This window comes from Roseixanthobacter psychrophilus (assembly GCF_043195195.1).
In the GTDB taxonomy this organism is placed as follows: Bacteria; Pseudomonadota; Alphaproteobacteria; order Rhizobiales; family Xanthobacteraceae; genus NCEH01.
The window spans coordinates 1-25,326 of the sequence record NZ_JBAFWT010000008.1 but is presented as its reverse complement, the minus strand read 5'-3'; the positions used below and the strand labels follow the sequence as shown (position 1 = coordinate 25,326).

The 25,326-nt window shown below is 65.0% G+C and carries 23 protein-coding genes; 9 read left to right on the top strand and 14 right to left on the bottom strand.

Annotation, left to right across the window (positions count from 1 at the left end; translation table 11 throughout):
- Positions 1-34 precede the first annotated feature (34 nt).
- Positions 35-727 carry a HisA/HisF-related TIM barrel protein gene (locus V5F77_RS09920; protein ID WP_429005187.1) on the top strand — a complete coding sequence of 231 codons (693 nt, stop codon included), beginning with the start codon at positions 35-37 and terminating at the stop codon, positions 725-727.
- Positions 728-737: 10 nt separating this feature from the next.
- On the opposite strand, the gene V5F77_RS09915 is transcribed toward V5F77_RS09920, so the two are convergent.
- The 10 genes from V5F77_RS09915 to V5F77_RS09870 all read right to left on the bottom strand — a co-directional run bounded on the left by V5F77_RS09915 (position 738) and on the right by V5F77_RS09870 (position 10,443).
- The gene (locus V5F77_RS09915; protein ID WP_429005186.1) at positions 738-1,571 is read right to left on the bottom strand and encodes a triphosphoribosyl-dephospho-CoA synthase; all 834 of its coding nucleotides are present in this window, start codon (positions 1,569-1,571) and stop codon (positions 738-740) included.
- Positions 1,568-2,464: a RimK family alpha-L-glutamate ligase gene (locus V5F77_RS09910; RefSeq protein WP_429005185.1), complete on the bottom strand. Its 897-nt coding sequence runs from the start codon at positions 2,462-2,464 to the stop codon at positions 1,568-1,570. The genes V5F77_RS09915 and V5F77_RS09910 overlap by 4 nt, the downstream gene beginning before the upstream one ends.
- A 6-nt stretch (positions 2,465-2,470) precedes the next feature.
- Positions 2,471-3,424, bottom strand: coding sequence for a methenyltetrahydromethanopterin cyclohydrolase (gene mch / locus V5F77_RS09905; protein ID WP_429005184.1), 954 nt, complete (start codon positions 3,422-3,424; stop codon positions 2,471-2,473).
- Positions 3,421-4,563, bottom strand: a complete 1,143-nt coding sequence (locus V5F77_RS09900) for an ATP-grasp domain-containing protein (RefSeq protein ID WP_429005183.1) — start codon at positions 4,561-4,563, stop codon at positions 3,421-3,423. Before V5F77_RS09900 ends, mch begins: the two co-directional genes overlap by 4 nt.
- 4 nt (positions 4,564-4,567) lie before the next feature.
- On the bottom strand, positions 4,568-5,479 hold the full coding sequence (locus V5F77_RS09895) for an NAD(P)-dependent methylenetetrahydromethanopterin dehydrogenase (protein ID WP_429005182.1): 912 nt from the start codon (positions 5,477-5,479) through the stop codon (positions 4,568-4,570).
- A gap of 77 nt (positions 5,480-5,556) precedes the next feature.
- Positions 5,557-6,570, bottom strand: a complete 1,014-nt coding sequence (locus tag V5F77_RS09890; protein ID WP_429005181.1) for a beta-ribofuranosylaminobenzene 5'-phosphate synthase family protein — start codon at positions 6,568-6,570, stop codon at positions 5,557-5,559.
- Positions 6,567-7,001, bottom strand: a complete 435-nt coding sequence (locus tag V5F77_RS09885; RefSeq protein ID WP_429005180.1) for an HIT family protein — start codon at positions 6,999-7,001, stop codon at positions 6,567-6,569. The genes V5F77_RS09890 and V5F77_RS09885 overlap by 4 nt, the downstream gene beginning before the upstream one ends.
- A gap of 123 nt (positions 7,002-7,124) precedes the next feature.
- Positions 7,125-7,958 carry a transglutaminase family protein gene (locus V5F77_RS09880; protein ID WP_429005179.1) on the bottom strand — a complete coding sequence of 278 codons (834 nt, stop codon included), beginning with the start codon at positions 7,956-7,958 and terminating at the stop codon, positions 7,125-7,127.
- Positions 7,959-8,003: 45 nt separating this feature from the next.
- Entirely contained in the window at positions 8,004-8,954 is a 951-nt protein-coding gene (locus tag V5F77_RS09875; RefSeq protein WP_429005178.1) for an alpha-E domain-containing protein, read from the bottom strand.
- 73 nt (positions 8,955-9,027) lie between these two features.
- Positions 9,028-10,443, bottom strand: a complete 1,416-nt coding sequence (locus V5F77_RS09870; RefSeq protein ID WP_429005177.1) for a circularly permuted type 2 ATP-grasp protein — start codon at positions 10,441-10,443, stop codon at positions 9,028-9,030.
- 161 nt (positions 10,444-10,604) lie between these two features.
- Here V5F77_RS09870 and V5F77_RS09865 point away from each other — a divergent pair, with 161 nt between their 5' ends.
- The 3 genes from V5F77_RS09865 (at position 10,605) to V5F77_RS09855 (ending at position 14,468) form a co-directional block, all read left to right on the top strand.
- A complete protein-coding gene (locus tag V5F77_RS09865) occupies positions 10,605-11,357 on the top strand; it encodes a competence/damage-inducible protein A (RefSeq protein ID WP_429005176.1) in 753 nt (250 codons plus the stop codon).
- A 214-nt stretch (positions 11,358-11,571) separates the two neighbouring features.
- Positions 11,572-13,881: a xanthine dehydrogenase family protein molybdopterin-binding subunit gene (locus tag V5F77_RS09860; RefSeq protein WP_429005175.1), complete on the top strand. Its 2,310-nt coding sequence runs from the start codon at positions 11,572-11,574 to the stop codon at positions 13,879-13,881.
- A 158-nt stretch (positions 13,882-14,039) separates the two neighbouring features.
- A complete protein-coding gene (locus tag V5F77_RS09855; RefSeq protein WP_429005174.1) occupies positions 14,040-14,468 on the top strand; it encodes a c-type cytochrome in 429 nt (142 codons plus the stop codon).
- Positions 14,469-14,486: 18 nt separating this feature from the next.
- Here the strand turns inward: V5F77_RS09855 and V5F77_RS09850 are convergent, their stop codons facing one another.
- Positions 14,487-15,188 (bottom strand): cytochrome b/b6 domain-containing protein, encoded by a 702-nt coding sequence (locus V5F77_RS09850; protein WP_429005173.1) that lies wholly within the window; start codon positions 15,186-15,188, stop codon positions 14,487-14,489.
- 265 nt (positions 15,189-15,453) lie between these two features.
- Between V5F77_RS09850 and V5F77_RS09845 the strand changes: the two genes are divergently transcribed.
- The 3 genes from V5F77_RS09845 (at position 15,454) to V5F77_RS09835 (ending at position 17,520) form a co-directional block, all read left to right on the top strand.
- Complete coding sequence (locus V5F77_RS09845; RefSeq protein ID WP_429005172.1) at positions 15,454-16,344, top strand: DMT family transporter; 891 nt, start codon at positions 15,454-15,456, stop codon at positions 16,342-16,344.
- Positions 16,345-16,417: 73 nt separating this feature from the next.
- A complete protein-coding gene (locus tag V5F77_RS09840; protein WP_429005171.1) occupies positions 16,418-16,993 on the top strand; it encodes a chromate transporter in 576 nt (191 codons plus the stop codon).
- Positions 16,990-17,520, top strand: coding sequence for a chromate transporter (locus V5F77_RS09835; RefSeq protein ID WP_429005170.1), 531 nt, complete (start codon positions 16,990-16,992; stop codon positions 17,518-17,520). The genes V5F77_RS09840 and V5F77_RS09835 overlap by 4 nt, the downstream gene beginning before the upstream one ends.
- A 3-nt stretch (positions 17,521-17,523) precedes the next feature.
- Here the strand turns inward: V5F77_RS09835 and V5F77_RS09830 are convergent, their stop codons facing one another.
- Positions 17,524-17,760 (bottom strand): Lrp/AsnC ligand binding domain-containing protein, encoded by a 237-nt coding sequence (locus V5F77_RS09830; protein ID WP_429005169.1) that lies wholly within the window; start codon positions 17,758-17,760, stop codon positions 17,524-17,526.
- Positions 17,761-18,097: 337 nt separating this feature from the next.
- Here V5F77_RS09830 and thiD point away from each other — a divergent pair, with 337 nt between their 5' ends.
- Together thiD and V5F77_RS09820 are read left to right on the top strand one after the other, a co-directional pair.
- The gene (gene thiD, locus V5F77_RS09825; RefSeq protein ID WP_429005306.1) at positions 18,098-18,904 is read left to right on the top strand and encodes a bifunctional hydroxymethylpyrimidine kinase/phosphomethylpyrimidine kinase; all 807 of its coding nucleotides are present in this window, start codon (positions 18,098-18,100) and stop codon (positions 18,902-18,904) included.
- A gap of 90 nt (positions 18,905-18,994) precedes the next feature.
- Positions 18,995-19,615, top strand: a complete 621-nt coding sequence (locus V5F77_RS09820; protein ID WP_429005168.1) for a helix-turn-helix domain-containing protein — start codon at positions 18,995-18,997, stop codon at positions 19,613-19,615.
- A gap of 79 nt (positions 19,616-19,694) precedes the next feature.
- Here the strand turns inward: V5F77_RS09820 and V5F77_RS09815 are convergent, their stop codons facing one another.
- Together V5F77_RS09815 and V5F77_RS09810 are read right to left on the bottom strand one after the other, a co-directional pair.
- The gene (locus V5F77_RS09815) at positions 19,695-22,367 is read right to left on the bottom strand and encodes a PepSY domain-containing protein (protein ID WP_429005167.1); all 2,673 of its coding nucleotides are present in this window, start codon (positions 22,365-22,367) and stop codon (positions 19,695-19,697) included.
- Between the two features lie 229 nt (positions 22,368-22,596).
- Positions 22,597-25,326: autotransporter domain-containing protein (locus V5F77_RS09810; RefSeq protein ID WP_429005166.1), on the bottom strand; the 2,730-nt coding region annotated here is incomplete at its 5' end.

The following is a 25,326-nucleotide window of genomic DNA, read 5'->3' as shown; positions in this document are numbered from 1 at the left end:
CGCTTTCCTTTATGTAATAGCTCCGGATCCGAAGATGCAGGTTATCCCGGTGATCGATCTTAAGGGAGGTCTTGTGGTGCATGCCCGGCACGGTGCGCGCCATCTCTATGCCCCCATTGTGTCGCCGCTGGCGGCGGGCAGCGCGCCGCTGGACATCGTGAGCGCCCTGACTGCCCTGGCGCAGTTCAAAACCCTCTATGTGGCCGATCTCGACGCCATTTCCGGCACCGGCGACAATTCCCGCACCATCCGCGCCCTGCGCGTGGCGTTTGCGGACCTCGCCCTGTGGGTCGATGCGGGTGAGAATAGCGCAGAGGCACTTGCCGCGCGCCATGCGGGGGATGGGGGAACCCCTGTCGTAGGTAGCGAAACTCTTCAAAGCGCGGGGGTGCTGGCTGAAATGAGGGGGGCGGATTTCGTGCTCTCGCTCGATCATGATGCACAAGGCCCGCGCGGGCCGCTTGAGGTGCACACCGAGCCCGCGCTCTGGCCGTCCCGGGTCATCGCGATGACGCTTGCAAAGGTCGGGTCGGGGTCGGGTCCAGATCTTGCCCGGCTGGCGGAGATCCGGGGCATGCGGTCCGGCATTTCCGTGTTTGCCGCCGGCGGCGTGCGCGATATGGACGATCTCAAAGCCCTCGAAGCCACGGGAATCAGCGGCGCGCTGGTGGCCACGGCACTCCACGACGGACGCTTGTCTTCGGACCAGCTTGCAGGCTTTGTGTGACATTCGCCGCTCAGCCATGGGCGCGCACCTCCAGCAGATGCGCCAGCAGGCTTGCAACAGTGAGATCCGCACTGGTTCCGGGGTTGAGGCCGCGTGCCTTCAGGTCGGCATCGAAGGCCAGGAGCCGGACATGGCGCGCCTCGTGTGTTGCACCGGCAAGGTTTGACACAAGCCGGCGTGCCTCTGCTCTCACGCCTTCGGCCGTGGTCAGGCCGAACTTGCGGGAGATATGGCTGTCGGGAAAAGCTGAGAGAAAATCCAGATAGAGCGCCTGTACGACTTCGGCCCCGGTCGGGTCCGAACTGCCGCGCAGGCGCGCGGTGCCGATATGGAAGATGTCGGCAAAGCCGTGGGTGTATTGAAATGCGATGCGGTCGCGGTCTTCAGCCTGTGCCATGGCGGCTTTGAGGTTGAGAGTGGTGGGTGCCCGCACATCGGCCGGAGCGGTGCCGAGGCCGCCGGGATTGGCGGCCGTGATGGCCCGAAAGGCGCAGGCCGCATCTTCGACCGTGAGGGCGTCCAGCACCTGTTCAACCCGCTCCCGCAATGGACCTGTCTGCCGATCCTGCGCGGCCTGGATCAGCGGCGCGCAGAGCAGGATGATGCCGAGATTGGTGTTGCATCCCGCAGCCGCCAGAGAAGCCGAGACGGCGGCCTCGATGCGCGCTCCGATTCCGAGTCCCGGCGTCGCAATGGCCGGCGCCGCCGCTGCCGCCGCGCGCTCGAACTGGGCGACCTCCATGCCGTGACCGCCGGCATGGACATGGACATTTCCAGGCTTAAGGGCGTGCAACTCGGCGAGACAGACCGCTTCGAACAGCCGGGCCGTGGTATCGGGCGTCACGCCAATGCTCTTTCACCCGCCAGCAAAGCTGCAAGGGGCTGTGCCATGTCCAAGCCGGTGGCGGCATGCAGTCCGATCCAGGCCGGCATGGAATTGACTTCCAGCACCATGAGTTGCCCTGCGCCGTCTTCAATCAAGTCCACGCCGGCGAAATGCGCGCCGACCGCTTGCGCCGCCGCGACCGCGAGCGCGGCGCGTTCGCCGATCGCCTCCACCGCTTCGCCTTTGGCGCCCTGGTGGATATTGGTGATCCAGTGGCTGCCCACCCGCCGCATGGCCCCTTCCGCGCGATCGCCCACCACGAACACGCGATAGTCCGCGTGTCCTTCTTTGGTGGGGGGAACGAAGTCCTGGAGATAATAGACCCCATCCATGTCCTCGGCCGGTGGCAGCGCGTCCTTGGGCGCGAGCCGGCGCAGGCCGCGCCCTTGGGCGCCGAAGAGGGGCTTCAGCACCGTATCGCCTGGGGCGGAATCAACCAGCATCTGTGCGGCCTGCGCATCCTCCAGCACCAGGGTGCGCGGGGTCGGGAGGCCGGCGCGGGCAAGGAGAAAGGTGGTCATGCTCTTGTCGATGCAGCGCTCGATGGCGCGGGCATCGTTCATCACCTTCACGCCTGAGTCCCTAAGGGCATGCAGCACGCCGAGCCGCATGGTGATCTGCTCGGTGGTGCCGCCGGGCATGATGCGCACAAAGGCGCTTTGCGGCAGCCTCTCCTCGAAGCCGGGCAGAAGCAGGCCGTGGGGCGTGGCGCCGACGGCGAAGCCGCAGGATTTCAGCGAGACCAGCCGGGCGGAACACCCGAGGCCGCGCAGCGCGCGGACCAGCCGGCGAGTGTGCCAGTCCGCCCGCTCGGCGAAAATTGCGATGCGGGGGTCAAATGCCACATTCATTGATATTCAGCCGGCAAATGAACGAGCGATCAGAGCGCTATCGACAGCCCCTGCGGTGAAGCTCGTGCCATGGTCGACGGCGGTGACAACCACCTTGGCCGGGGAGAACAGCAGAGGATCTATGCGATAAAAATCGCATTCATAAGCGGCGAACACCTCAGAAAAGGGGCGCCCATGGTCGCGCGACGTGCCACTCGGCAAGCGTTCCGCGAGGTCGCGCGCCGCATCGGCCGGGCCACTCACGTACAACTGCACCTCGCCGCCATAGAGAGTCGCATCATTGGTACGGCCCATGGCGGCAATGAAATCCGGGGTCGGGGGCGGCACGGGGGCACTGCCGCGCCCATCCAGGATATGATCGAGCGGGAAGTGCAGGGCATGCGCCTTGTGCAGGGCAACCTCCAGCACCCGCGCGGCGATCTGCACGCCTCCGGCAAGGCTGCTGGTGGGGGTGAGGATGAGGGTGATGTTTTCACCGCAAACCCCTGTCGCGGCTTGGATATCCTCGATCACTTGTGCGGGCGGCGTTTGAGCGGTCTCCAGCACAAGGACGATATGCGCGCCCTGTTCGCGAAAGCCGAGTTCGGCGAACAAGGGTTCCTTCGCCGCCGTCGCCCGGCCGGGGCCGGAGCCGAGGGCGAAGAAATCGCCGGATGAAAGTTGCCAGCCGGCATATTGGCTGCCGAGGCAGGCGAGGACCGGGTCGTGCGTGCCTACGGTGATGAGTGTCGTCCAGGGTGCGAAGCGGTCGCTGGTCTGGAAGCTGACTTGCCCGAGGCCGCCGAGGCAGATCTCCGCGATCCGCCGTCCCGCCTCCAGCCCGCCGCGCGCCGCGATACCGGCATCGACAATCCGCGCTCCGTGGGGGCCGGTGGCAACGTTCAGGCGCAGGGCATCGGCGTCGCGCACCAGCGCATCCACCAGAATTGCGGCGCGTGTGGAAAGATTGGGCCGGGTCATGCGCCGTTAGCCACCAGCGGCTGCGCGTTCGGAAGGCCGAGGCGGCCGCGCATTTCGCGCAGGCCTTCGCGCACCTGCTCCACGGCGGCAGATGTGTCGCTTGCGGTGCGCTTCACGGTACAGATGGGCGCGCCGGCGGGGATGATGGTACCCGCCGCGGTGCGGTCGCACACATGGTCGGGCCAAGCCCCTGTCGGGATCATCACGTCGCTCTCGGCATAAAGGATACCGGCGGCGGTCGCGCCCTTAGGCGTGGGCAGGGCCTTGGGGAGCTTGCCGCCGCAGGCCGCGAGATGCAGCGCGAGGAGGGGGGGCATTGGATCCACGTCAAAGATGTCGAGGCTTGCGCCAATGCGGGGATTGATTTCCACCAGCCACCAGCGGTCCTGTTCGACCAGCACATCCACCGAGACCAGTCCGACCAAGCCGCAGACAGTGGCGATGCGCAAAGCGCCGGCAATGATTGCCGCCGAGTGTTTCGCCGGCAAAGGAACTGGTCCCACAGCGCCGCCGTAGCGGAAGGGGTGCATGGTGTCTGCGTGGGACCATTGCCAGCTCGCGCCAACGTTTATCGCTTCCTTCCCATTGGAAAGCACCAGCAGGGAATAGGCCGTGCCGCTGACTTCGCGTTGGAGATAATGGCCCGGCGCGGGCGGCCCGGTCTCTTCCGGTGCACGGCGGCGGATGTGGCCTCCACCGGCTCCGCCGATTTTCTTTTCAAGCAACGGTCCCCGCGCCAAATCCCCTTCCGGCGCCTCCAGCGTGACAGGTGGAAAGGCGATGCCGAGATGGCCGCACAGGGCCGCGAGCGCGAGCGGATCCTTCAGTACCCGCACCGTCTCGGCCATGTTGCCGAGGATCGGGTTGCGCTCGGCGATCCGCGTCATGAGTTGTGTATCGTCCTCGAACCCGCCGCCCAGCACTACCGGCAGGCCGGGGGGAGAGAGATTCGTCAGCGCCTGGATGAGATCATCGCCGTCGAAGGAGAACCCGTTTTTCTTGTGCACGCGGACGCAGCGGGCTGCATTGGCGCAGGTATCGAGATCGGCGAACAGATCAAGGGAAAGGGCCGCGAACCCGGCGCGGGCAGCGCTCGCCGCAAGGGGACGCGCGGACAGGGCGATGACGGCAAGATCCATAGGCTCAACCCGCTGTTTGCGACGGTGCGGCCATGTCTCTGGCCAACGCGAGGGCCTCGTCGAGGCCGATGAAAAGCGCCGTGTCGGTATCGTGCAGGCGCCGGAGCAACGCGTGCTGGACCCGGTATTTCAAATTTCCGATGGCGAGGGCTCCGATACCCACACCATGGGGCAAGGCGGCGCCCTTGTCATGGGGGCCGATGCCGGCAATTCCGGCGGGAGGCACCGCATTCACGTCGGCAGCCACCTTCAGCGCCTGCGCCGAGGCGAGGTGCGCCGGGCCGAGGATCTCCACGCCGGCCCGCCCGGCGGCGAGGATCACCTCCGCTTCGCCGATCAGGGCATGTTTCTCCACATCGGTCCGCGCGACGACGGCGGTGACTTCAACGCCGAAACGCTCGCGGAAATCATCGGCTTTGGTAGCGACGCGCGCGATGTCGCGATGGCCGACAAGAAACACCTGGGCTCCGGCTTTCGCTGCCATAACGCCGGCGATGCCGCCCACCACGCCGGTTGCGCCGTAGACCTGTACGCGCGCGCCAGACAGTCCCGCACGGCCTTGGGCTCGCAACGCCCGTTCCACCATGGCCACCATTGCAGCCGCCGTCGTGAAGGAGCCCGCCGGGTCGGCGAAGATGGAAATCTCGAATGGCGGGAACAGGGACGCACGCGCCGCATCGGCCATGTCGAGCGCCAGCGTTGCGTCCTTGCCGCCGATGAACAGGCCGGTCCGCGCCGCCGCTTCAGGCGCACGCGAGAACATCATGTCCTGCGTCAGGTCGCGGACCTGATCCAGCGCGACGCCGGGATAAGGCAGGACATGCGCATAGCCCGCGTCCACCGCCATGTTCACGTCGAACGGGCTGACATGGGGCAGGGGCGAGATCATGTGCAGAATGGGGGCGGCGGTGGCCATGGCCGTGTTGCTCCGTCCGGGGAAACAGGAAAGCGGGTGGCTGCGCTTTGATCGCGGACCACCCGGGTCAGGTCCCGTTAAGTGAGGGCCTGCAGCGGCAGATCGACGATGTCGGCGCCGCGGTTGTTTCCCCGCACGCATGCGAACAAAAGGTTCACGCGATCAGCATAGCGGGTGCGCAGCGCCTGCAAAAGCGTCTCGCCCTCACTCTCGCTCCCGAGGATCGCGAAGCCAGTCGGCCCCCACGATGTCTGCCCAACGCCTCGAATTCCATTTTGCTCAATAAAAGCAATTGCTTCAGCCACGTCTGGGCTGGCGAAGCGACCGCCGCCCTGTGCCGCGGCATAATGGTCGCCAAGGTTCCTTTGCAGCGATCCGACGGCCGTTCCGAAGCCGACAATATCTTCTTCCGCAAGGGCAGGAAGGGCCTGCATCAGCACCAGGTGGCACAGGTGGGCGGCGAGCGATTCTGGGAAGGGTGGCAGGGTCTCTATGGCGCGGGTCTCGGCTTCGCCACTGAGGCCGCTTCTTGCCACGTCCGACACGAGAAGCACCCGCCACGCGTCGGGCACCGGAAGGCGGGCAAGGATGGGAGGTGCCGCGCCGACATCCGGTGCGCGGGATATCGCCGGCTTTCCCCCATCCAGAATCACGCCACCGCTCTCGAAGGCGCCGATGCCGATGGCGGAGCGCCGGCCGCGGGCAAGCAGCCGTGCCGCATCGCGCGTGGAGAGGGGCTGCCCGGCGAGGCGGGCGATCCCGGTGGCGACCGCCAGCGCCAATTGGGTTCCCGAGCCGAGGCCGCTGTGCGGGGGAAGGGCGTCCTCGATCCGGATCGACATTGCCAGCGTATTGCCGAGGGACGCCCGCACCAGATCGCGCGTCCGCGCCGCGCGCTCCGCATCCTGCCCTTCGACGCTGTCCGATGGGGCGCGCATGATGTGCACCCGGGTCCGGGGGGCATCCAGGGTCAGGCCCAGGCTGCCGAAGCGCCGGCCCAACGCCCCCCCGAGATCAAGAAAACCGAGATGAAGCCGCGCCGGGGCATCGATGCGTACCCCTGCGAGGAGAGCGGTGGGCGCTTCGCTCACCGGGCGAGTTCTGCCTTGAGCTTTTCTGCGTGCTCCGCCAGCACTGCGTTTTCCTCCTTGAAGGTGGCTGCGGGCTTCATCGCGACGCCCTCGTGGCGGGGGATCACGTGCACATGCAGGTGGAACACCACCTGGCCGCCCGAGGTCTCGTTGAACTGCTGCACGGTGATGCCGTCGGCTGCGAACACCTTCTTTGCGGCCTTCGCCACCTTCTGGGCGATCTGGGCGACATAGGCGAGGTCATCGGGTTTGATGTCGAGAATATTGCGGGCCGCGGCCTTGGGAATCACCAGGGTGTGGCCTGGCGCGCGCGGCATGATGTCGAGAAAGGCGAGGGCGCGCTCGTCCTCGTAAACCTTATGCGCCGGAAGCTCGCCGCGCAGGATCTTGGCGAAGATGTTGGCGGGATCGTAGGCCGGCGTGTCGCTCATGAGTGCCTCCGGGAGCCTGATGTGCCCCGCCCGCATCGCAAGCGAGACGTCCGGGGTCAAGCCCAAAGGAAGATGCGGGGAGGGGCCGAAGATCACGCGCCTGCGATCCGGGCCCCGCGCGCCTCATTCCTGGGTCTGACTTTGGCTCTGGCTCTGGCCGCGGCGCGTGGCAAAGGAGACGGCATTGGCGGTGGCCTCCTCGCGCGCATTGATGCCGGTGCCGCGTACCGGCGCGACGCCAAGCGAATCCAACGCCACTGCGACCCGCACATGCTCTTCTGTGACGCACACCTTGCGGCCGCAGTCGAACGCGACCCAGCCGAGCTTGGGCACGTGCACTTCAGCCCATTCGCGAATTGTACCCGGCTCGTCATCCTCCGTGGCATAGCCCGAAATGTGCCGCGCGGGGATGCGCAGATGCCGGGCGGCGGCGGTGAAGACATGGGCGATCTCGCCCGAGGTGCCCTCGCCGTCCTTGAGGACCGCCGCGGCCGTGCGTGCCAGCGCCGCACCTTCCATGGGCACTTCTGCGACCGCCTCGTTAATCAGGCTCATCAGTTCATGGGCCTGGGCCAGCGGGCCGTCGGCGTCCACCGCCTTCGCCGCGAGGGTCTCGATGCCCGCGTCAGGGATCGTGAAGTCGGTCTGGCGCAGGAACAGGGACGGCGGGAAGCGCTCAACGGTGCCGCGCACGACGCCGGTCATGTCGCGGGTTTCCACATCCCCCTCGGCGACGAGGGTGATGTGGTCCAGCGGTCCCTCGACTGAAAAGGTGTGGCACAGATTGCCGAACGCATCCTCATGGGAATAGAGGCGGCAGTCCGGCTGCACGTCGAGCGGCCAGCGCAAAATGTGCTGGCCCTCGTGATTGCGCGGCGTGAGCTTGATGGTTGCCGTGGCTATACGCAGGCCCGGCTCCAGCTTGTGGATGATCTGATGGTAAATGCGAACCCGCATCGTTCTGCCCTCGCCTCATCCGATTCCTGCGGCTGCCGCCGTCCGTCAGACGAGATATTGTTCGGTAATCTCGCTGGCGAGCTTGTTGTTGTCGGTAATGAATTCGGTGATGAATTCATGCAGCCCGCTCTGGAAGATATCCTCAATGGTGCGGTTTGACATCCGTGCCTGCGTCGTGCGGGCGAGCCGCTGGGCCGGCCCCTGGCGCCCATAGGCCCCGGCTATGTCGTCGAGGCAGCGCGAGAGATTGTCATAGCAGCTTGCGAGCGAGCGCGGCATGGCGCGATTGAGGATCAGCAGATCCGCCACCAGCCAGGGCTTTATACTGTCGCGATAGACCCAGTGGAACGCGGTCAGCGCCGAGACCGAGCGCAGGATGGACGCCCATTGGAAATAATCCAGCGGGCCGCCCACATGCTCCTGCTCCGGCAGCAGCACATGATATTTCACGTCCAGAATGCGGGCGGTGTTGTCGGCGCGTTCGACATGGGCACCGGCGCGGGTGAACCAATAGGCATCGTTGCGCAGCATGGTGCGGAACGTCGCGCCATCGAAGCGCAGCGAGGTCTCCTTCACGAATGCCAGGAAACGCGCCAGTTCCTCGCGGCTCAAAGCCTTGTCCGGGAAGGAGCGCAGCTCGATCCAGGAGGAGTTGATGACGTCCCACATTTCCGAGGTCAGAGCGGTGCGCACGGAGCGGGCGTTGGTGCGGGCGACCTCGAAGCAATTGCGGATCGAACTGGGATTGTCCTGATCGAACGCGAGGAACGAGACGACATTGTCCTCCGTGGCCTCGGCGAGGGGGCCGTAGCGTTCCACGAATTCCTCGGCACACCCGGCGGTGAGCACGGCGGAGCCCCACTCATTGGTCGGACCTTCCGTGGGCACGGGGGTATAGGAAAGGCGCTGGGCGACATCGAGGATACGCGCGAGACAATCTGCGCGCTCCACATAGCGCGACAGCCAATAGAGATTTTCGGCGGTGCGGGAGAGCATGGTCAGCCCATCTTGCAGAAGGATGAGGGGGGTGCCGCGCTTGCGGCACCGCGAGACATGTCGAAGCCGCGGCTCAGGCGTCGAGCACCCAGGTATCCTTGGTGCCGCCGCCCTGGCTCGAATTGACCACCAGGGAACCCTCCTTCATGGCGACGCGGGTCAGCCCACCGGGAACGATGCGGACCTTGTCGCTGCCGGTGAGAATGAACGGGCGCAGGTCCACATGGCGGGGCGCGATGCCTTTTTCCACCAGCGTCGGGCAGGTGGAAAGGGCAAGTGTCGGCTGGGCGATGAAATTGGCCGGGTCATGCTTGAGCTTGGCGCGGAAGATCTCGATCTGCGCCTTGTCCGCCATGGGGCCCACCAGCATGCCGTAGCCGCCGGAGCCGTGCACTTCCTTCACCACCAACTCGCTCAGATGGTCGAGCACATAGGCAAGATGCTCCGGCTCGCGGCAGCGCCAAGTGGGCACGTTCGGCAGCAGCGGCTCCTCGCCGAGATAGAAGCGAATGATGTCCGGCATATAGCTGTAGACCGCCTTATCGTCCGCAACGCCGGTTCCCACCGCATTGGTGAGGGTGACATTGCCGGACAGATAGGCGCTCATCAGGCCCGGTACGCCGAGCACGCTGTCGGGCCGAAAGGCAAGGGGGTCGATGAAATCGTCGTCGAGGCGGCGATAGATGACGTCCACCCGCTTCGGGCCCTCGGTGGTGCGCATGAACACCACATTGTCCTTCACGAACAGGTCGCGACCTTCCACCAAGTCCACGCCCAGCTTGTCCGCCAGGAACGAGTGTTCGTAATAAGCGGAGTTATAGATGCCGGGCGTGAGGATCGCCACGTTCGGCTCGCTGCCGCCGCGCGGCGCGAGCGAGCGCAGGGTCGCGAGCAGATCGTCGGCATATTTTTCCACGGGCGCCACGCGATGCTGCGCGAACAGCTCCGGGAACAGGCGCAGCATGATCTCGCGGTTTTCCAGCATGTAGGACACGCCCGAGGGGGTCCGGGCATTGTCTTCGAGCACATAGAAGGTGTCGGGATCGGTGCGCACGATATCGATGCCGGCGATGTGCACATAGACATTGTGCGGCACGCGCTGGCCGTTCATCTCGGGGCGGAAGGCGGGGTTCTGATAGACCAGATCCTCCGGCACGATGCCGGCTTTGAGGACCTCGCGCTTGCCGTAAACGTCGCTGATATACATGTTCAGCGCCTTGACGCGCTGCTCCAGCCCCTTGGAAAGCCGCCCCCATTCCTCATGCGTGATGATGCGCGGAACGATATCGAACGGGATCAGGCGCTCTTGCGCATTCTGTTCGCCATAGACGGCGAACGTGATGCCGATACGCCGGAAAATGAACTCCGCCTCCTTCCGGCGCTGGTCGAGAACCTCATGGGGAACCTTGCTCAGCCATTGATTGAGCGAATCATAAGCCTGACGGACCGTGCCGTCTTCACAGGACATCTCGTCGAACGCGCGCCGCATTGGGACTGACACTCCGCTTGATCGAATCCTATGTACAAACATCGTGCCAAGGAAGAGATAATGGCGGCAACTCCACCCTTCGCCTCTGCGGCTGAATGGCAGTGGTTAAGTTTTAGGCATAAATACACCGCCTGTCATTGAGCGGTGCAGGGGAAGGCGACATGAGCGAAGCACTCGGCGCGCAAATCGTCAGCGCGGCTCTCCTGGTGATCGGCGACGAGATCCTGTCGGGACGCACCAAGGACAAGAATATTGGCCACATCGCCGAGCGACTCACTGAAGTGGGGGTCGACCTGCGCGAGGTGCGGGTGGTGTCCGACGTGGAAGAGGACATCGTCGCCGCCCTCAACGCGCTGCGGGCGCGCTATACCTACGTCTTCACCACCGGCGGCATCGGCCCGACCCATGACGACATCACGGCAGATGCCGTCGCCAAGGCATTCGGCGTCGCCATCGACGTGGACCCGCGGGCCCGCGCCATGCTGCTGGAATATATCGCGGAGAAGGACCTCAACGAGGCCCGCCTGCGCATGGCCCGCATTCCCGCCGGTGCCGAATTGGTGGTCAATCCGGTGTCCAAGGCGCCCGGCTTCAACATCGGCAACGTCTATGTGATGGCGGGCGTGCCGCGCATCATGCAGGCGATGTTGGAAGTCATCATTCCCACCCTGCGCAGCAACGCGCCCATGCTGTCCGAGACGGTGCGGGCTGATGCACGTGAAGGCGACATCGCCGCGCCGCTAAAGGCCATTGCCGGCCAGTTTCCCGAAGCCACCATCGGCTCCTATCCGTTCTTCGATGAGAATGGCCCCAACACAAACATCGTCGTGCGCTCGCGGGAGCGGGCGGTGGTGGATGCCGCTCGGGACGCGGTCGCGCGCATGGTGAGCGAACTTGCACAGGCGCGCGCCTGAGGAGCATCCTTGCTCATTGTGCGGCGCACGCTCGGCTTGGGCGGCGCTTGCGCAAATGCGAAGAAGACGGCATTTCCTAGTGGGATGATCCGTCGGTTTGATCGTTCGCACGCCTGTCCCGCATGAATGCCGCGTCCCGCTCTGGATGCCGTTCAAGCCGCAGGCGGACCCGTACGGCTTTTTTTCCCGACCGGCGAACAGGGAGCGATGCTGAATGTCTGCCCTCAAGTTCGGCCACGGCCAGCCCTTCACCCGCCTCGAAGACCCTGCGCTGCTGACCGGGGCGGGCCGTTTTGTCGGCGATTTGGCCGCGCGAGCGCAGGCGCTGCAGGGGTATGTCCTGCGCTCCCCCCATGCCCATGCGCGCTTCACCTTTGGCGATCTCGACGCGGTGAAGGCCATGCCGGGCGTACGCCTGGTGCTGACTGCCGCCGATCTTAAGGGCTGCGGTGGTTTGCCGGTGGCGGCGAGCGTGGCGGTGGTGGGCGAAGCCCATATGTGGAAGCCACATCATCCCGTGCTCGCAGCGGGCATTTCGCGGCACGTCGGGGAACCGGTTGCCTTCATCGTCGCCGATACCCTGGACGAGGCCCGCGATGCCGCTGAGGCCATGGTGATCGACTGGGAGCCGCTCGACGCGGTCGCCGACATGGAGTCGGCTATTGCCGCCCACGCGCCGAAGGTGTGGGCGGAGCGGGCGCGAAACATCGCCTTCACCAGCGAACTCGGCGACGGACCGGCGGTCGATGCCGCCTTCGCCAAGGCGGATCGCGTGGTGCGAATCCGGCTCGTCAACAATCGCCTCGTCACCAATTACTTGGAAACCCGTGGCGTACTGGCCGAGGTGGAGGAGGGCGGTCGCGTGCGCCTGACCCTCGGCAGCCAGGGTAGCCATATCTTGCGCGATGCTATTGCCGACAAGATCTTGAAATGGCCGCGCGAGGACCTGCGGGTCGTCACGCCCGATGTCGGCGGCGGCTTCGGCACCAAGATGTTCCCGTTCGGCGAATATCCGCTTGCCGCCCTTGCCGCTCGCACCTTGAACCGGGCAGTGGCCTGGATCGGCGATCGCAGCGAGCATTTCCAGGGCGATAGCCATGGGCGCGACAACATTACCTTTGCCGAGTTGGCATTGGACCAGGCGGGCAGGTTTCTCGGCCTGCGGGTGGATACGCTCGCCAATCTCGGTGCCTATATCGCCTATTACGGCGCCTATATCCCGGTGGGCGGGGCAAGCATGCTGCCCGGGCTCTACACCATCCCCGTGTTTCACGTGCGGGTGCGCGGTGTGTATACCCACACGGTTCCCGTGGACGCCTATCGCGGCGCCGGTCGGCCGGAGGCGGCCTATGTGATCGAGCGGCTTGTTGATGCCGCCGCCCGCGAGACCGACGTGGCGCCGGAGGATCTGCGGCGTCTGAACTTCATTCCGCCCTCCGCCATGCCCTATGAAACGTGCTCCGGCCGGCTGTACGACAGCGGCGAGTTCGATGGCCACATGACGCGGGCGCTCGAAATTGCCGACAAACCTGGTTTCGCCGCGCGTGAAGCGCAGGCGCAAGCGCGCGGCCGCCTGCGCGGCTTCGGCTTTGCCTCCTACATCGAGGCGTGCGGCGGGGGCTCGCCGGAGCCGGCTTATCTGCGGCTCGAAAGCGACGGCACGATTTCCTTGCGCATCGGCACCCAGTCGAGCGGGCAGGGGCACATGACCGCTTACGCCCATCTTGCCGCCGCTCATCTGAAGGTGCCGATGAACCGGATCATCGTGCATCAGGGCGATACGGACGCCACCAAGACCGGAGGCGGTACGGGTGGCTCGCGCTCCATTCCGGTCGGCGGGGCAGCGGTTGCGGGGGCGGCGCGGCGGCTTGCGCGCAATCTGCGTCAGTTGGGAGCCGAGGCGCTGGAAGCGGATGTGGCTGATATTGAGCTGGAGGCCGGCGGGGTGGAGGTGGCCGGTACCGACCGGCGCCTGTCCCTTGCCGAACTGGCCGTGCATCCCGCCGCAACGCCGGAATTGCTCAACGCGCAGGATGCTTTCACGCCACCGGAAGCGACCTATCCCAATGGCACCCACGCCTGCGAGGTGGAGATCGATCCCGAGACCGGAGCCGTGCAGATCGTGTCCTATGTGATCGTCGACGATTTCGGCGCCGTGGTCACGCCTGCCTTGCTGGAAGGGCAGGTTCAAGGCGGTGTCGCGCAGGGGATCGGCCAGGCGTTGCTCGAGCGCACCGTCTATGATGCCGAAGGCCAGCTTTTGACTGCGAGTTTCATGGATTACGCCTTGCCGCGCGCAGAGGACCTGCCGCTGATCCATTTTGAGACCCGCAATGTGCCCTGTGCCACCAATCCGCTCGGAGTGAAGGGGGCAGGCGAGGCGGGTGCCATCGGCTCATGCCCTGCGGTCATGAACGCGGTGGTGGATGCCTTGTGGCGCCGCTACGGCATCACCCAAATGGACATGCCAGCCACGCCGGCCGCAGTTTTTGCCGCGATTGAAGCGGAGCAGGTTGTCGCCTGACGTTGATGCACGTTGCATGGGATGCGGCAGGATGCCGCGTGCCGAGGACAAGAGGAAGGTGGGCTTAAACGCGAGCGTGACCACCTGACCCCTGGCGGCTTTCTTGGAATTCTTCTTAAGCTCCGCCCACAAGTGCCCTGTCACATGTGGAGCTGTCCATGCGTCTTGCCATCCTGGCCGCCGTCCTTCTTCCCCTCGCGGCGACTGTTGTTGTCGCCCAGACCGATCCGATCAAGCTGCGCAAGGATCTGATGAAGCAGATCGGCGATCAAACCGACATCGGCGCGAAGATGCTGAAGGGCGAGATGCCCTACGATCCCACCAAGGCAGCAGCGATCTTCAAGACGTTCAGCGAGAATGGCGCCAAGTTCGGCGCGCTCTTCCCAGCCGGCTCCGACACCGGCGAAACCAAGGCGACCGCCGCCATCTGGAGCGACCGGGCAGGTTTTGACACCACATTGGCTCACTTCAACAAGGCGGTGGCCGACAACGCCGCCAATGTCGGCACCGAGAGCGGATTCAAGACCGCGTTCGCCACGGTGGCCGAGGATTGCCGCTCCTGCCACCGTTCCTATAAGGCGCGTTGAGCTAGGCTTCGTTACGCCTCAGGAAAAGGTCGCCAGCGCCCATGCGGCGCCGGCGGCCAGGATGAAGAGGCAAGCGGCAAGCATGAGGGATGCGATGCGCGGTGCGGGAATCGTCGCCGGCAGGCGCTTCCAACCGAGCACCATGGGCCGCACCAGATCGTGCCGCTTCACCAATGCATAGGCCAGGATCGCCACGACGTGCAGCACGATGGTCGCCAGGATCAGGTTGAAATTGAATTCATGCAGGCTGCTCAGCCGGTCGCTGACGGCGGGTGAAACGTATTTCGCCAGAGGCCCTTCCGAGAAAAGGCCGTCGTTGGAAAACAGGCCCGTTGCCACCTGCACGCCGATGAGCGTCAGCATCACCAGCACCATCAGCCCGCCGGCCGCATTATGGCCGACCTCGGTATCAGGCTCGGGCCGGGTGAAGTGGGCAAGATGCTGCCACGCGGCGAGCGGGCTTCGCACGAAGGTGGCGAAACGCGCGGTATCGCTGCCGATCAAACCCCAGGCCAGACGGAACAGCAGCAGGGCGATGATCGCGTAGCCGCACAGAAAGTGCAGGTCGATCTTGCCCAGATTGGCGGTGGCATACGCTCCCGCGATCAGTCCCACCAGCGACCAGTGGAACAGCCGCGTCGGAAAATCCCAAACGACAACCTTGCGCAGCGGCGCCATATCGGTGCGGTTTGTTCGCCCTTCGGGTGATCGCGCGCTCATGGCCCTGTCCCTTTTTGCCGGGCATTGCACGCCCATCCTTCGCTGATGACCGTGGCTACCGTGCAAAGTCCACCTCGCACGTTACCCTTGGTGACCGGCGGCGCCAAGGTCACGCTGTCGCCAACGCTTTGCCCGGCGCTGGAGGAAATGCTCACGTCGATGACATGTGGATCAGGCATGACTCTTTTACCGAAGTCCACGCTATATGGCGGTGCTCGCCATGGCAGTGCTCCCGAAGGGAGCCGTGCGCCAGACAAGAATCACAATGAACGCCATTGCCGGTATCCTTCTCCAGTTGAGCGCCACGCTCGTCTTCGCCGCGATGTCCGCACTTGTGCGTGCCGTGGCCGACGATGTGCCGAGCGGGCAGATCGTATTTGCGCGCAGCTTCATCGGCCTCCTGCCTGTGGTGGTGTGGTTGGCATGGCGCGGGGAATTGCGCTCAGCCCTCATCACTCGCGCGCCGTTCGGCCATGTGCTGCGTGGCACGGTGGGTGTCGCCTCCATGTGGGCGGGCTTCGCCGCCCTCGCATTCATCCCCCTCGCGGAGGCGGTGGCCATCACTTATGTGACGCCGCTGGTGGCCGTGATTCTCGCCGCGCTGCTGCTGCGCGAGCAGGTTCCGACCTATCGTAGGGTCGCGGTGGCGTTAGGATTTCTCGGCATCCTGGTCATGCTCTGGCCGGCCTTTTCACCCACCGACCTCCAGACCGAGGGGGTTGTGATCGGTGTCGGCTTGGCGCTGGCGGGGGCCGTCGGCGCAGGCTTCGCCGTGACGCAGGTGCGCCGGTTGACGCAGACCGAGACCACCGGCGCCATCGTGTTCTATTTCTCGCTGGTTGCGAGCATCGCCGGCCTCGCGACGGCCCCCTTCGGGTGGACGCTGCCGAGCTGGCGTGAGGGCTTGGCCCTGGCGGGGGTCGGCATCACCGGCGGAATGGGACAGATCTTCCTGACCGCCGCCAATCGCTATGCGCCGGCCTCGGTCGTGGCACCGTTTAATTACGCCACCTTGCTATGGGCGGTGCTGTTCGGCGCCATGTTCTTCCAGGAATGGCCGCATCCGCTCATGTTCTGCGGGGCCGCCTTGGTGGTGGCCGCGGGCGCCGGGCTGGCATGGCGGGAGCATCGCCGCACGCCGCGCACCGTGCCATGACGGTTCCACCCGAGGCTGAACCTGCAGCGTGGCAACCGAGAGTACATGAGGACTGGCCGATGAAGGCAAGGTCGTGAGTCGCGACGTCGAGAGCGCCGCCCCCGACATGGGGGAAGTGCCGCCGCCACGTGTCCCCGAGTTGTTCTTCGGCTTCCTGCGCATCGCCCTGTCCGGCTTCGGCGGCGCCCTGCCGTTTGCACGCCGGGAACTGGTGGAGCAGCGCCGCTGGCTTGGCGCCCGCGAGTTCAACGAACTGCTATCCATCTGCCAGCTGATGCCGGGCCCGAATATCGTCAATATGTCGTTTTGCGTCGGTGCCCGTTTCGGCGGCTTTCTCGGCGCGTGTGCGGCGTTTGCCGGGCTGATCGTGGCGCCCTGCATTATCGGGCTGACGTTGGCGACGCTTTATGTCCATTACGGTCAATTGCCCGCCATCTCCGGGATGTTGCGCGGGATTTCGGCGGCCGCCGTCGGCCTGTTCGTCGCCCTCGGCCTGAAGATGGGGTACGTGGAACGCCGCAATCCCGTTGCCCTGGTCTTTGCCGCGCTTGCCTTCCTCGGGGCCGGGCTGTTCGGGTTTCCGTTGCTTCTGGTGATCGTGGTGCTGGCGCCATTCTCCGTCGCTGCGGCATGGCGGTGGTCGCGATGAGCGCGCGCGATCCGCTCGGCGATCTTGTCGCCCATATGTTCGTGATCTCGTTCCTCGCCATCGGCGGCGCGAACGCGGTCATTCCGGAATTGCACCGCATGGCGGTGGAATCCAACGGCTGGATGAGCGGCGACACGTTCGCCGACCTGTTCGCCATCGCCCAGGTCACGCCGGGCCCGAACGTGCTGTTGGTAACATTGATCGGCTGGTACGTGGCGGGCATCCCTGGCGCCATCGCCACGACGCTGGTCATGTGCGTACCTGCGGGCGCTGCCGCCTATGGCATGTCGCGGCTGTCCAATCGCTTCCGCGACGCGCCGCTGCGCATCGCCATCCAGCGCGGGCTGGCCGCGCTCACCATCGGGATCGTGCTTGCCAGCGCCTATATCCTGATGCAACTCGCTGACACCCATTGGCTGGCCTATGGCGTCACAGCGTTTGCGGCCGTGGGAGCCCTGACGACCCGCTTCAACCCCATCTGGCTGATCGCGGTGGGCGGGGCGCTGGGGTTCGCTGGGCTGTTGTGAGGATCAGAACGCCTTGAAGGTGATGATGGTGCGGGTGTCCTGAATGCCCTTCAGGTTCTGCACCTTCTCATTCACGAAATGGCCGATGTCGGTTTCCGCCGGCACATAGAATTTCACCAGGAGGTCGAAATCGCCCGCCGTGGAATAGATTTCCGAGGCGATCTCCGCATCCGCCAAAGCGTTGGCCACCTCGTAGGATTTGCCGAGCTGGCATTTCATCTGGACGAAGAAGGCGATCACGGAACTCTCCCTGCACGGCCCATCGAGGGCGGCGCCAAAGTGGCGAAAAGGCAGCGCCGTTGCAAGGGGACGCGGCGAGGGTTGCGGGCCACGCGCGGCAAGCACTTGGGGCTCGCCCTTGATGCCCGCGTGCGGCTTCTCTACATCTAGGACATCTCGTCGGGGTGTCCCGCATCATGCGGGGCTGAGAGGCTCGTCCAACCCGCGAACCTGATCCGGATCATGCCGGCGAAGGAAACCGAGATCGCGCACGGCGGGAGAGTCTCGCCGCAGGTTCGCGCGTTGCTCCTGGTTTCCGCGCCGGTCCTGTCTTCGTCGGAGCCGCCGCGTGCCACAGATCCACATTCCCATCGCTGTCACCATCGCCGGCTCCGATTCCAGCGGGGGAGCGGGCATTCAGGCGGACCTCAAGACATTTTCCGCCCTCGGGGTCTATGGCGCGTCGATCCTGACGGCGTTGACCGCCCAAAATACCCAGGGCGTGACCGCCATCCACGATGTGCCGCCCGCGTTCATCGGCGCCCAGATCGATGCCGTGTTCAGCGATCTCAACGTCGCCGCCGTGAAGATCGGGATGTTGTCGCGCCCCGCGGCGATCCATGCCGTAGCGGAAGGGCTGTTGCGCCACCAGGCACGCACCGTGGTCCTGGACCCCGTCATGGTCGCGGCCTCCGGCGCACGGCTATTGGAGGATGCGGCGATCGCGACTCTGAAGGAGGTGCTGCTGCCTCGCGCGACTCTGATCACCCCCAATTTGCCGGAAGCCGGCGCCCTGCTGGATCTTCCGCCGGCGCAGGACGAAGCGCAGATGCTGGAGCAGGGGCAGGCGCTCCTGGCGCTCGGGTGCGGGGCGGTGCTGATGAAGGGCGGTCACGGATCGGGGCCGGAAAGCATTGATTTGCTCGTGGCGCGAGACGGCGTGTTGCGCCTGTCCGCGCCACGCCATGCGACGCGCAACACCCATGGCACGGGCTGCACCCTTTCTTCGGCAATCGCGGCTGGCCTTGCCAAAGGCGCTGATCTGGAAGCGGCGGTGCGGGCGGCCAAGGACTACATCACCGGCGCCATCGCCGCCGCGGACCAATTGGCCGTCGGGCATGGACATGGCCCGGTGCACCATTTCCACGCGCTCTGGCGCGACTGATCTTCAGGGCGCCTGAAACCGCCTTGCGTGCCCGCGATTTCGCAGTATCGTCCGGCACAGCGAACGATCGTTCGGCAAAAGGGATGGGACATGGCGCAGCAGCGGGAGAAGGGCACCGAGCGGCCTCCGGAAGACGGTGCCCAGGCCATGACCGGCCAGTTGGGCAAGACCATCCAGCGGCTGCGCAAAGCCTATAATCTCTCGCTTTCGGAACTGTCCGAACAGTCCGGCGTCGCAAAATCGATCATCAGCCAGATCGAACGCAACGAGACCAACCCGACCCTTGCCACCGTGTGGCGTCTCTCCCATGCCCTCGACATGACGGTGGAGCGCGTGCTGGCCTCCTCTGACGAGGCGCCCTTCATCGAAAAGCTGACGCGCGCGGAAACCCCTATCTTGGTGTCCGAGGATGGGCGCTGCCGGCTGTCCATCATCGGCTGGATCAAGACGGTGGAGTGGCTGCAATATTACGAATTCTTCGCCGAGCCGGGCGGCGAGCTGGATTCCGATGGCCACCAATTGGGCTCCATCGAATGCCTCACGGTGGTGACCGGCGTGCTCACGGTTGAGGTCGGCGGCGTGACCGAAATCGCAAAGGCGGGCGAGACGCTGCGGTATCGCTGCGACCGGCGCCACGTCATCCGCAATCTCGGCGCCGAGCCGGCCTCCGCCTTCATGGTGTGTCTGCTCAAGGCGGCGGTGCTCGATTGATGAGCCCTCGGCATGTGACCGAGCGGGGAAACGGAATTTGGCACGCGATGCGCAGTGTTCAGCGCAGAAGTCCCGATATTCAATAGATGTCGCGGCAATATCTGTGCTGTTCTGCGAGGCGTTCCAACGCCGCCGCGCCGATCAATTCGGTGAGGACATGATCCACCGCCGGCGCCATCCCCTGGAGGCTGCCGCAGACATAGATGGCGGCACCGGTGTCGATCCAATGCCCGATCTCCTCGGCGGCTTGTCGCAACCGATCCTGCACGTAGATGCGCTCCGCCTGGTCGCGGGAGAAAGCCAGATCCACGCGCGTCAATGCCCCAGAGCTTTGCCAGGCGGTAATCTCGTCGCGGAAATAGAAATCATGAGCCTGGCTGCGCTCGCCGAAGATCAGCCAGTTGGCATCATGTCCCGCGCGGATCCGCCGCTTCAGGTGAGCGCGCAGGCCAGCAAGCCCGGTGCCGTTTCCGATCAGGATCAGCGGACGGTCATCTTCCGGCCCATGGAACGCGGGATTGGGCCTGATGCGCAGGTCGATCATCGCCCCTTCATCCGCGTGGCGGGTCAGCCAGCCTGAACCGAGGCCGTAGCCGCCATCCGGCGTGCGGGTCTGGCGCACGAGAAGTTCCAGGCGGCCGTCCTCGGGAATGGAGGCGATGGAATATTCCCGGTGAGGCAAGGGCTGCAATGAATCAGCAAGTTCCTGAGGCTGGCGCTGGAGCAATTGGGCCGCGGCCGGCGGGAGGCTGCGCGATAACAGCTCGCGCAAAGTGAGCGGGTGTCCGCCGTGGCTTATCGGAGCATCGCCGTCGAGATCGAGCGCGGCAAGGGTGCGCCGTACCGTTTCATGATCGAGGCGCGGGCCGATTTCCACAATGTCACCTGCACTCCAGGCCAGCGCGGCTCCGGCGACCGGCTCTAGCGCCAGATGATAGGTCGGCAGTCCCGCGCTGGCGATATTGAGCTGACGGCGATGGACGAGGCGCCAGTTTGCATATTGCGGCGAGGTCCAATCGGGCAGGGTTGTCACGCCGGACAGAGCGCCGAGATGCTGCTGCCAATGACGCAGCGCGCCGGCATCCTCCATGTCCACATCGATGCGATCGAACAAGGGTGTTGCCCCTTGGGTGCGCAGCCACGCATCCAGCTCGGCGCCAAATCCGCAGAACCGCTGAAAAGAGCGATCGCCGAGCGCAAGCACACCATAATCAAGGTGGGCAAGCGCATCCTGCGCGTGACGCCCGCCCATCCGCCGGGCGAAGGCGCGGGCGGCATCCGGGGGCTCTCCTTCGCCGAAGGTGGACACCACGAACAGCGCCCGCTTGGCTTGAGCCAGAGCGTCGGGAGCGAGCCCCGCCAAGGAGGCAACCTTGACTGGCAGGCCGGCGGCCTGGAGCGCACTGGCGCTCTGAAAGGCGAGCCGCTCGGCGGTGCCGGTCTGGCTGGCATAGGCTACGAGCACCGGCGCGGCGCCGCTGGAAACCGCCGAGGCAACGGGCGCCGCGGCGGAGCGCGCCTCGCGCTTTTTCTTGCGACGGTCGAGATAGAGCATCCAGCCGGTGATTGCGAACAGCGGCATCAGGAGGCTGGCAATCATCATCAGAATTGTGCCGCCGACGCCGAAAAAGCTCCCCGAATGGAGCGGGAAAATGCTGCCCATGAGCTTCTGGCCGGTGGGCAGATCGGTGTAGCGCTTATGTTCGCGCACCTGCCCCTGGGCATCGAGCACCAGAGTGTTGTTGGCCCGCTCATGGGCGGGATTTTCCGGCTGATAAATGATGGTCAGGGCCTGCGCATTGCCCTGGGGAAGGCGCAGCGTCGCGGTGCTGTAGCCACCGCTCTCGCGCAGGAAGGCGGGCCAGAGAACTGCGACATTCAGCGGAGCCGCGGAACGCGTCTCTCGCCCGTCACGTGGAGCCCGTTCGCCCTGCGCCGCCGGAGTTGAAGATGGACTTGCCACCCCTTGCGGCCCGGCATTGCCTTGCGCCGCTCCCTGGGCTCCAGGTGGCGGGCCGGCCGGACGTGGCCCTTGCTGCTGGGGACGCGGCGTTCCCGTGACATCGAACAGCGCACCACGATACCAATCGTAGGACCAATAAAGCCCAGTGAGCGAGGCGAGCAGATAGAAGGGCAGGACCCAGGTTCCGATCACGGAATGCAGCTCCCACAGAAAGCTGCGGCCGCGCCGCCCCCAATCCAGCCGCAACCAGCTCCGCCAGTCCAGAGCGCGTCGGGGCCAGCGCAGATAGAGGCCGGACAGCGACAGTATGATAAGGCCGATTGTTGAGGCTCCGACGATCTGCTTGCCGATGTCGCCAGCGGCAAGCCAGCGATGCACCTGCATCACGAAGCGGAAAAAGCCCTGGCCCCGAACATCGCCCAGCAAAGCCCCGTCATAGGGATTCACGTATCTATTCTCCCCACGCGGACCGCCGGGGCCGCCTGCGGGCGCGCCAGGGGGCGGGGGCGGCGGAGCGAAGGTGACGCGGGCGGGATCCGCCGGATCCGCCGAAACGGTGAGCGCGGTCGGGGTCTTACCCGGGGCATTGGCCCTTATGCGTTCAAGCAACACGTCGGGCGGCAGGGCGCCGGATTGGGCGGGCTGCACCGTTAAGACACCGGGATTGAGCGCCGTCAGAATCTCATGTTCGAACGACAGCATGGCGCCGGTGACGCCCACCACGGCCAATACGATGCCGGCGGTGATGCCGAGCAACCAATGGATCTGAAACCAGACGGCCTTGAACATGTTTGACATCCCGAAGACCGCACACGCAAAGCTGCAGTCAGATCCTCGGATATGCCTTATCAATCGGGACTGTATTGCTCAATACGATGGAAAATAAATAGAATGATTATAAGTCCAGAGTAGATCTTGGCGGGGGATCGTCGGTTCTTTTGACGAAGGTTCTGTACCTTGGATTCAGTCAAGCTGCTGCAGAGCGGGCGGCTTGACTGCTGTTTGCACCGGACTTGTGTCAGAAACTGACGGCCAGACGGGCGTTCAGGGCATTGTCCGAGCCGTTTTCGGCGAATTGGCCGCCGTAGGATAGGCCGAGCACCAAATTGGCGGTTGCACGGAAATCAAGGCCGACATTCACCAGCGCCGCATTGCGGCCGATGGGGGCGCCGCTCACCGTGAACGGCGCGCTACCGGTGGCGAGCGCCAGCCCAATGTCAGGGGTGATATCACCGAAGGCATATTGCCAGGCGAGGCTGCCGCGGGCGGTCAGGGTGCCGGTGCCGACCGCGATGCTTTGGCTCACGCGCAGGCCGAGGGTGGAGAAGGTATTGTCCTGCGTCAGGCCGCCACTCGTGAGTGCCGCTGCCCCGCCACCTTCGGTGAAGCTCTCCATGTTGAGATGGACATAAGCAAGGCCTGCGAAAGGTTCCAGGCTAGCGCCGCCGATGCCAAAGCTCTTGGCAATTTCGCCAAACACCTGCGTGGTGCCGGCTTTGCTATCCGAAGACAGGCCGTTCAGGAAACCGGAGAAGAGCACGGTGCGGCTGGTGGAGATGTCGTGCCAGGAATAGGCCGCGCCGAGGCGCAGGTCCATGTCGGCAAGCTTGGTGCTGGCATAGCCGGCAATGTCATAATTGTCGCTGGTTCCGGATGAGTTGAGGGCGTCCAGATCATAGGTCGACTGGCTGTAGCCGCCGGCGATGCCAAGACGCCAAGTGTCTCCCACGGGCGCGTCTATGCCGGCGAAGAGACCGCCCACATTGCGCGACAGGCTGGCGCTATTGGCGGTCGCATCGGTGTCGCCCCAGCTTCCATAGCCCTGCAGCCAGGCCGTGGCGGCAAAGCCGGGCGCGAGCTGCACGGCCTGAGGGCCAGCCGACTGAGGGGTGCCGGACGATGCCTGTCGCAGTCGCGCGCCCAACGCATCGCGCAGATAAATGGATTGTTCCTGGAGGACGGTGGCGGTCGAAGCATAGATCTGCCCGGAAAGTGCGTCGAACGCGGCTGGGGCGGTGGCGCCGTTCAGGCCAACCACTGCTTGCAGCACCGGGCTGGAGGTTTGGAGCGAGCCAAGGGCAGCGCCGACCGCCCGCTCATTGGGGGAACGGCCGGCGCCGACGAGCGCTGCGCGATCCGCGACCACGTTCAGGCCGACCGCATTGGCCGATGAGGTCGTTACAAGGTCGAGGAACGGATAGGCCGAGCCGAAGGGGTCGTTCACGCTTGCGAATGTGCCGGTGACGCCGGTGCCGGAGGTGAGGATTGTGTAGGAGCCGAGCTGCGGTGTCGCGCCAACACCCGCCACAACATTGAGCGCAGCACCGGAAATGCTGACCGGCCCAGTGGCGGCGATAAGATCGCTTTGGCCGGGCGCGCCAATCTCGACCTGATAGGACGAGCCGGCGGAGAAGCTGACGGCACCGTTGACATTCATCGTGCCAATGGAATTTCCGGGCGCGACAATGCCGGCATTGGCGAGGGTGCCGTTGATCACGCCATTGCCGCCGAGCAGTCCACCATTGGTGAACGTGCCCGTAAGGATGCCGTTGTTCGTCACCGTGCCGGAATTGAGCACGTCTCCGACGATCGTGCCGTAATTCACGATCGCGCCGGCATTGGTCACATTCCCCAAGCCGGAGGTGGAGATCTGGCCCGAGGGGCCGGTCATCAAAGTCGCGCCGCTGGACACGCTGACCGCGCCGACGATAGAGCCTGTGACACCGAGCATTCCGCCCTGGATCAACGTGCCACCCTGGTAATTGTTGGTGCCTGCCAGCACGAGGGTGCCGGTTCCCTGCTTCACGAGGCCGCCGGCGCCGCCGATATCGTTCTGCCACGTGTCATATGCATTGAAGCCACCGAGGGCGGCATCCATGCTCACCGTCACCGTGCTTCGGAACGCGCCATAGCCGCTGGCTGCATCGAAAAGATTGAGCCGCGCCCAACCGCTGCCGTCGTCCAGTGCAGCTCCAGAGGCAATTTCGGTGGTGTAGAGAACTTCGGTGATCTGCGCGGACGACAAATATGGGAAGCGCGTGGTGAGCAGGAGATAAGCGTTGCTCGGCACGACGGGTGCAAGGTCGGTGGGCCCGGTCGCCGGCAGGTCATAGGTGAGGCGGTAGAGGTAATTCGCTTTGTTCGTGGCGTAATCGGCGAAGCGATCCGCCGCGCCCGAGGCGATGCAGGCGCTGATGGTGAGCCCACCGCACTGGGAGGTGAAAAGATTGCGCAGCGCGACCGTCGCCGTGGCAAATTCTGCCTGGAAGTCCGCATAGAGCGTGTTGGCAGGGTCCAGAGCCTGGGCGAGGCCGTAAGTTGCAAGAATGCGCCCGCCGATCACGTCGGTGGGATAGTGCGCCGCCATGACGATGCGGTCGTAGCCATATTCCGACGCGCGGGTGATCTGCTGCTGGTACGCCTCTGGCACCATGATCGCGAACATCAGCGATTGGGTGAACCCGAACGTGGTGTGGCCGCTCGGAAAAGCGGGGCTGGTGGTCAGTTGCGCATTGTCCTGGGCATTGGTGGTGAGGGTGCCCGGCTGCAACGGCTGGCCCGGGACCGGCGCGTTGAAAGACGTGCCTGAAAAGACCAGGATCGACTGTGCTGGATTGAGAAGCGGGGCGGTCTGGAAGGGGCGGGGATCGCCCTCCGGGAACAGCGTGGAGCTGTTCTGCCCTACATAATATTGCCCGTAGATATTGGCTTCGCCGCCCACCGAGCCGAGCGAGGGCATCGGAAAGAA

What these genes read in the sequence shown, in the direction of transcription:
- V5F77_RS09820 (WP_429005168.1), top strand. Translation starts at nt 18,995, where the DNA reads ATGGCGCAGCAGCGGGAGAAGGGCACCGAGCGGCCTCCGGAAGACGGT.
- mch (WP_429005184.1), bottom strand. Translation starts at nt 3,424, where the DNA reads ATGACCCGGCCCAATCTTTCCACACGCGCCGCAATTCTGGTGGATGCG.
- V5F77_RS09880 (WP_429005179.1), bottom strand. Translation starts at nt 7,958, where the DNA reads ATGCGGGTTCGCATTTACCATCAGATCATCCACAAGCTGGAGCCGGGC.
- V5F77_RS09900 (WP_429005183.1), bottom strand. Translation starts at nt 4,563, where the DNA reads ATGGATCTTGCCGTCATCGCCCTGTCCGCGCGTCCCCTTGCGGCGAGC.
- V5F77_RS09845 (WP_429005172.1), top strand. Translation starts at nt 15,454, where the DNA reads ATGAACGCCATTGCCGGTATCCTTCTCCAGTTGAGCGCCACGCTCGTC.
- V5F77_RS09875 (WP_429005178.1), bottom strand. Translation starts at nt 8,954, where the DNA reads ATGCTCTCCCGCACCGCCGAAAATCTCTATTGGCTGTCGCGCTATGTG.
- V5F77_RS09920 (WP_429005187.1), top strand. Translation starts at nt 35, where the DNA reads ATGCAGGTTATCCCGGTGATCGATCTTAAGGGAGGTCTTGTGGTGCAT.
- V5F77_RS09895 (WP_429005182.1), bottom strand. Translation starts at nt 5,479, where the DNA reads ATGGCCACCGCCGCCCCCATTCTGCACATGATCTCGCCCCTGCCCCAT.
- V5F77_RS09865 (WP_429005176.1), top strand. Translation starts at nt 10,605, where the DNA reads ATGAGCGAAGCACTCGGCGCGCAAATCGTCAGCGCGGCTCTCCTGGTG.
- V5F77_RS09835 (WP_429005170.1), top strand. Translation starts at nt 16,990, where the DNA reads ATGAGCGCGCGCGATCCGCTCGGCGATCTTGTCGCCCATATGTTCGTG.
- V5F77_RS09855 (WP_429005174.1), top strand. Translation starts at nt 14,040, where the DNA reads ATGCGTCTTGCCATCCTGGCCGCCGTCCTTCTTCCCCTCGCGGCGACT.
- V5F77_RS09885 (WP_429005180.1), bottom strand. Translation starts at nt 7,001, where the DNA reads ATGAGCGACACGCCGGCCTACGATCCCGCCAACATCTTCGCCAAGATC.
- V5F77_RS09815 (WP_429005167.1), bottom strand. Translation starts at nt 22,367, where the DNA reads ATGTTCAAGGCCGTCTGGTTTCAGATCCATTGGTTGCTCGGCATCACC.
- V5F77_RS09860 (WP_429005175.1), top strand. Translation starts at nt 11,572, where the DNA reads ATGTCTGCCCTCAAGTTCGGCCACGGCCAGCCCTTCACCCGCCTCGAA.
- V5F77_RS09870 (WP_429005177.1), bottom strand. Translation starts at nt 10,443, where the DNA reads ATGCGGCGCGCGTTCGACGAGATGTCCTGTGAAGACGGCACGGTCCGT.
- V5F77_RS09910 (WP_429005185.1), bottom strand. Translation starts at nt 2,464, where the DNA reads ATGAATGTGGCATTTGACCCCCGCATCGCAATTTTCGCCGAGCGGGCG.
- V5F77_RS09850 (WP_429005173.1), bottom strand. Translation starts at nt 15,188, where the DNA reads ATGAGCGCGCGATCACCCGAAGGGCGAACAAACCGCACCGATATGGCG.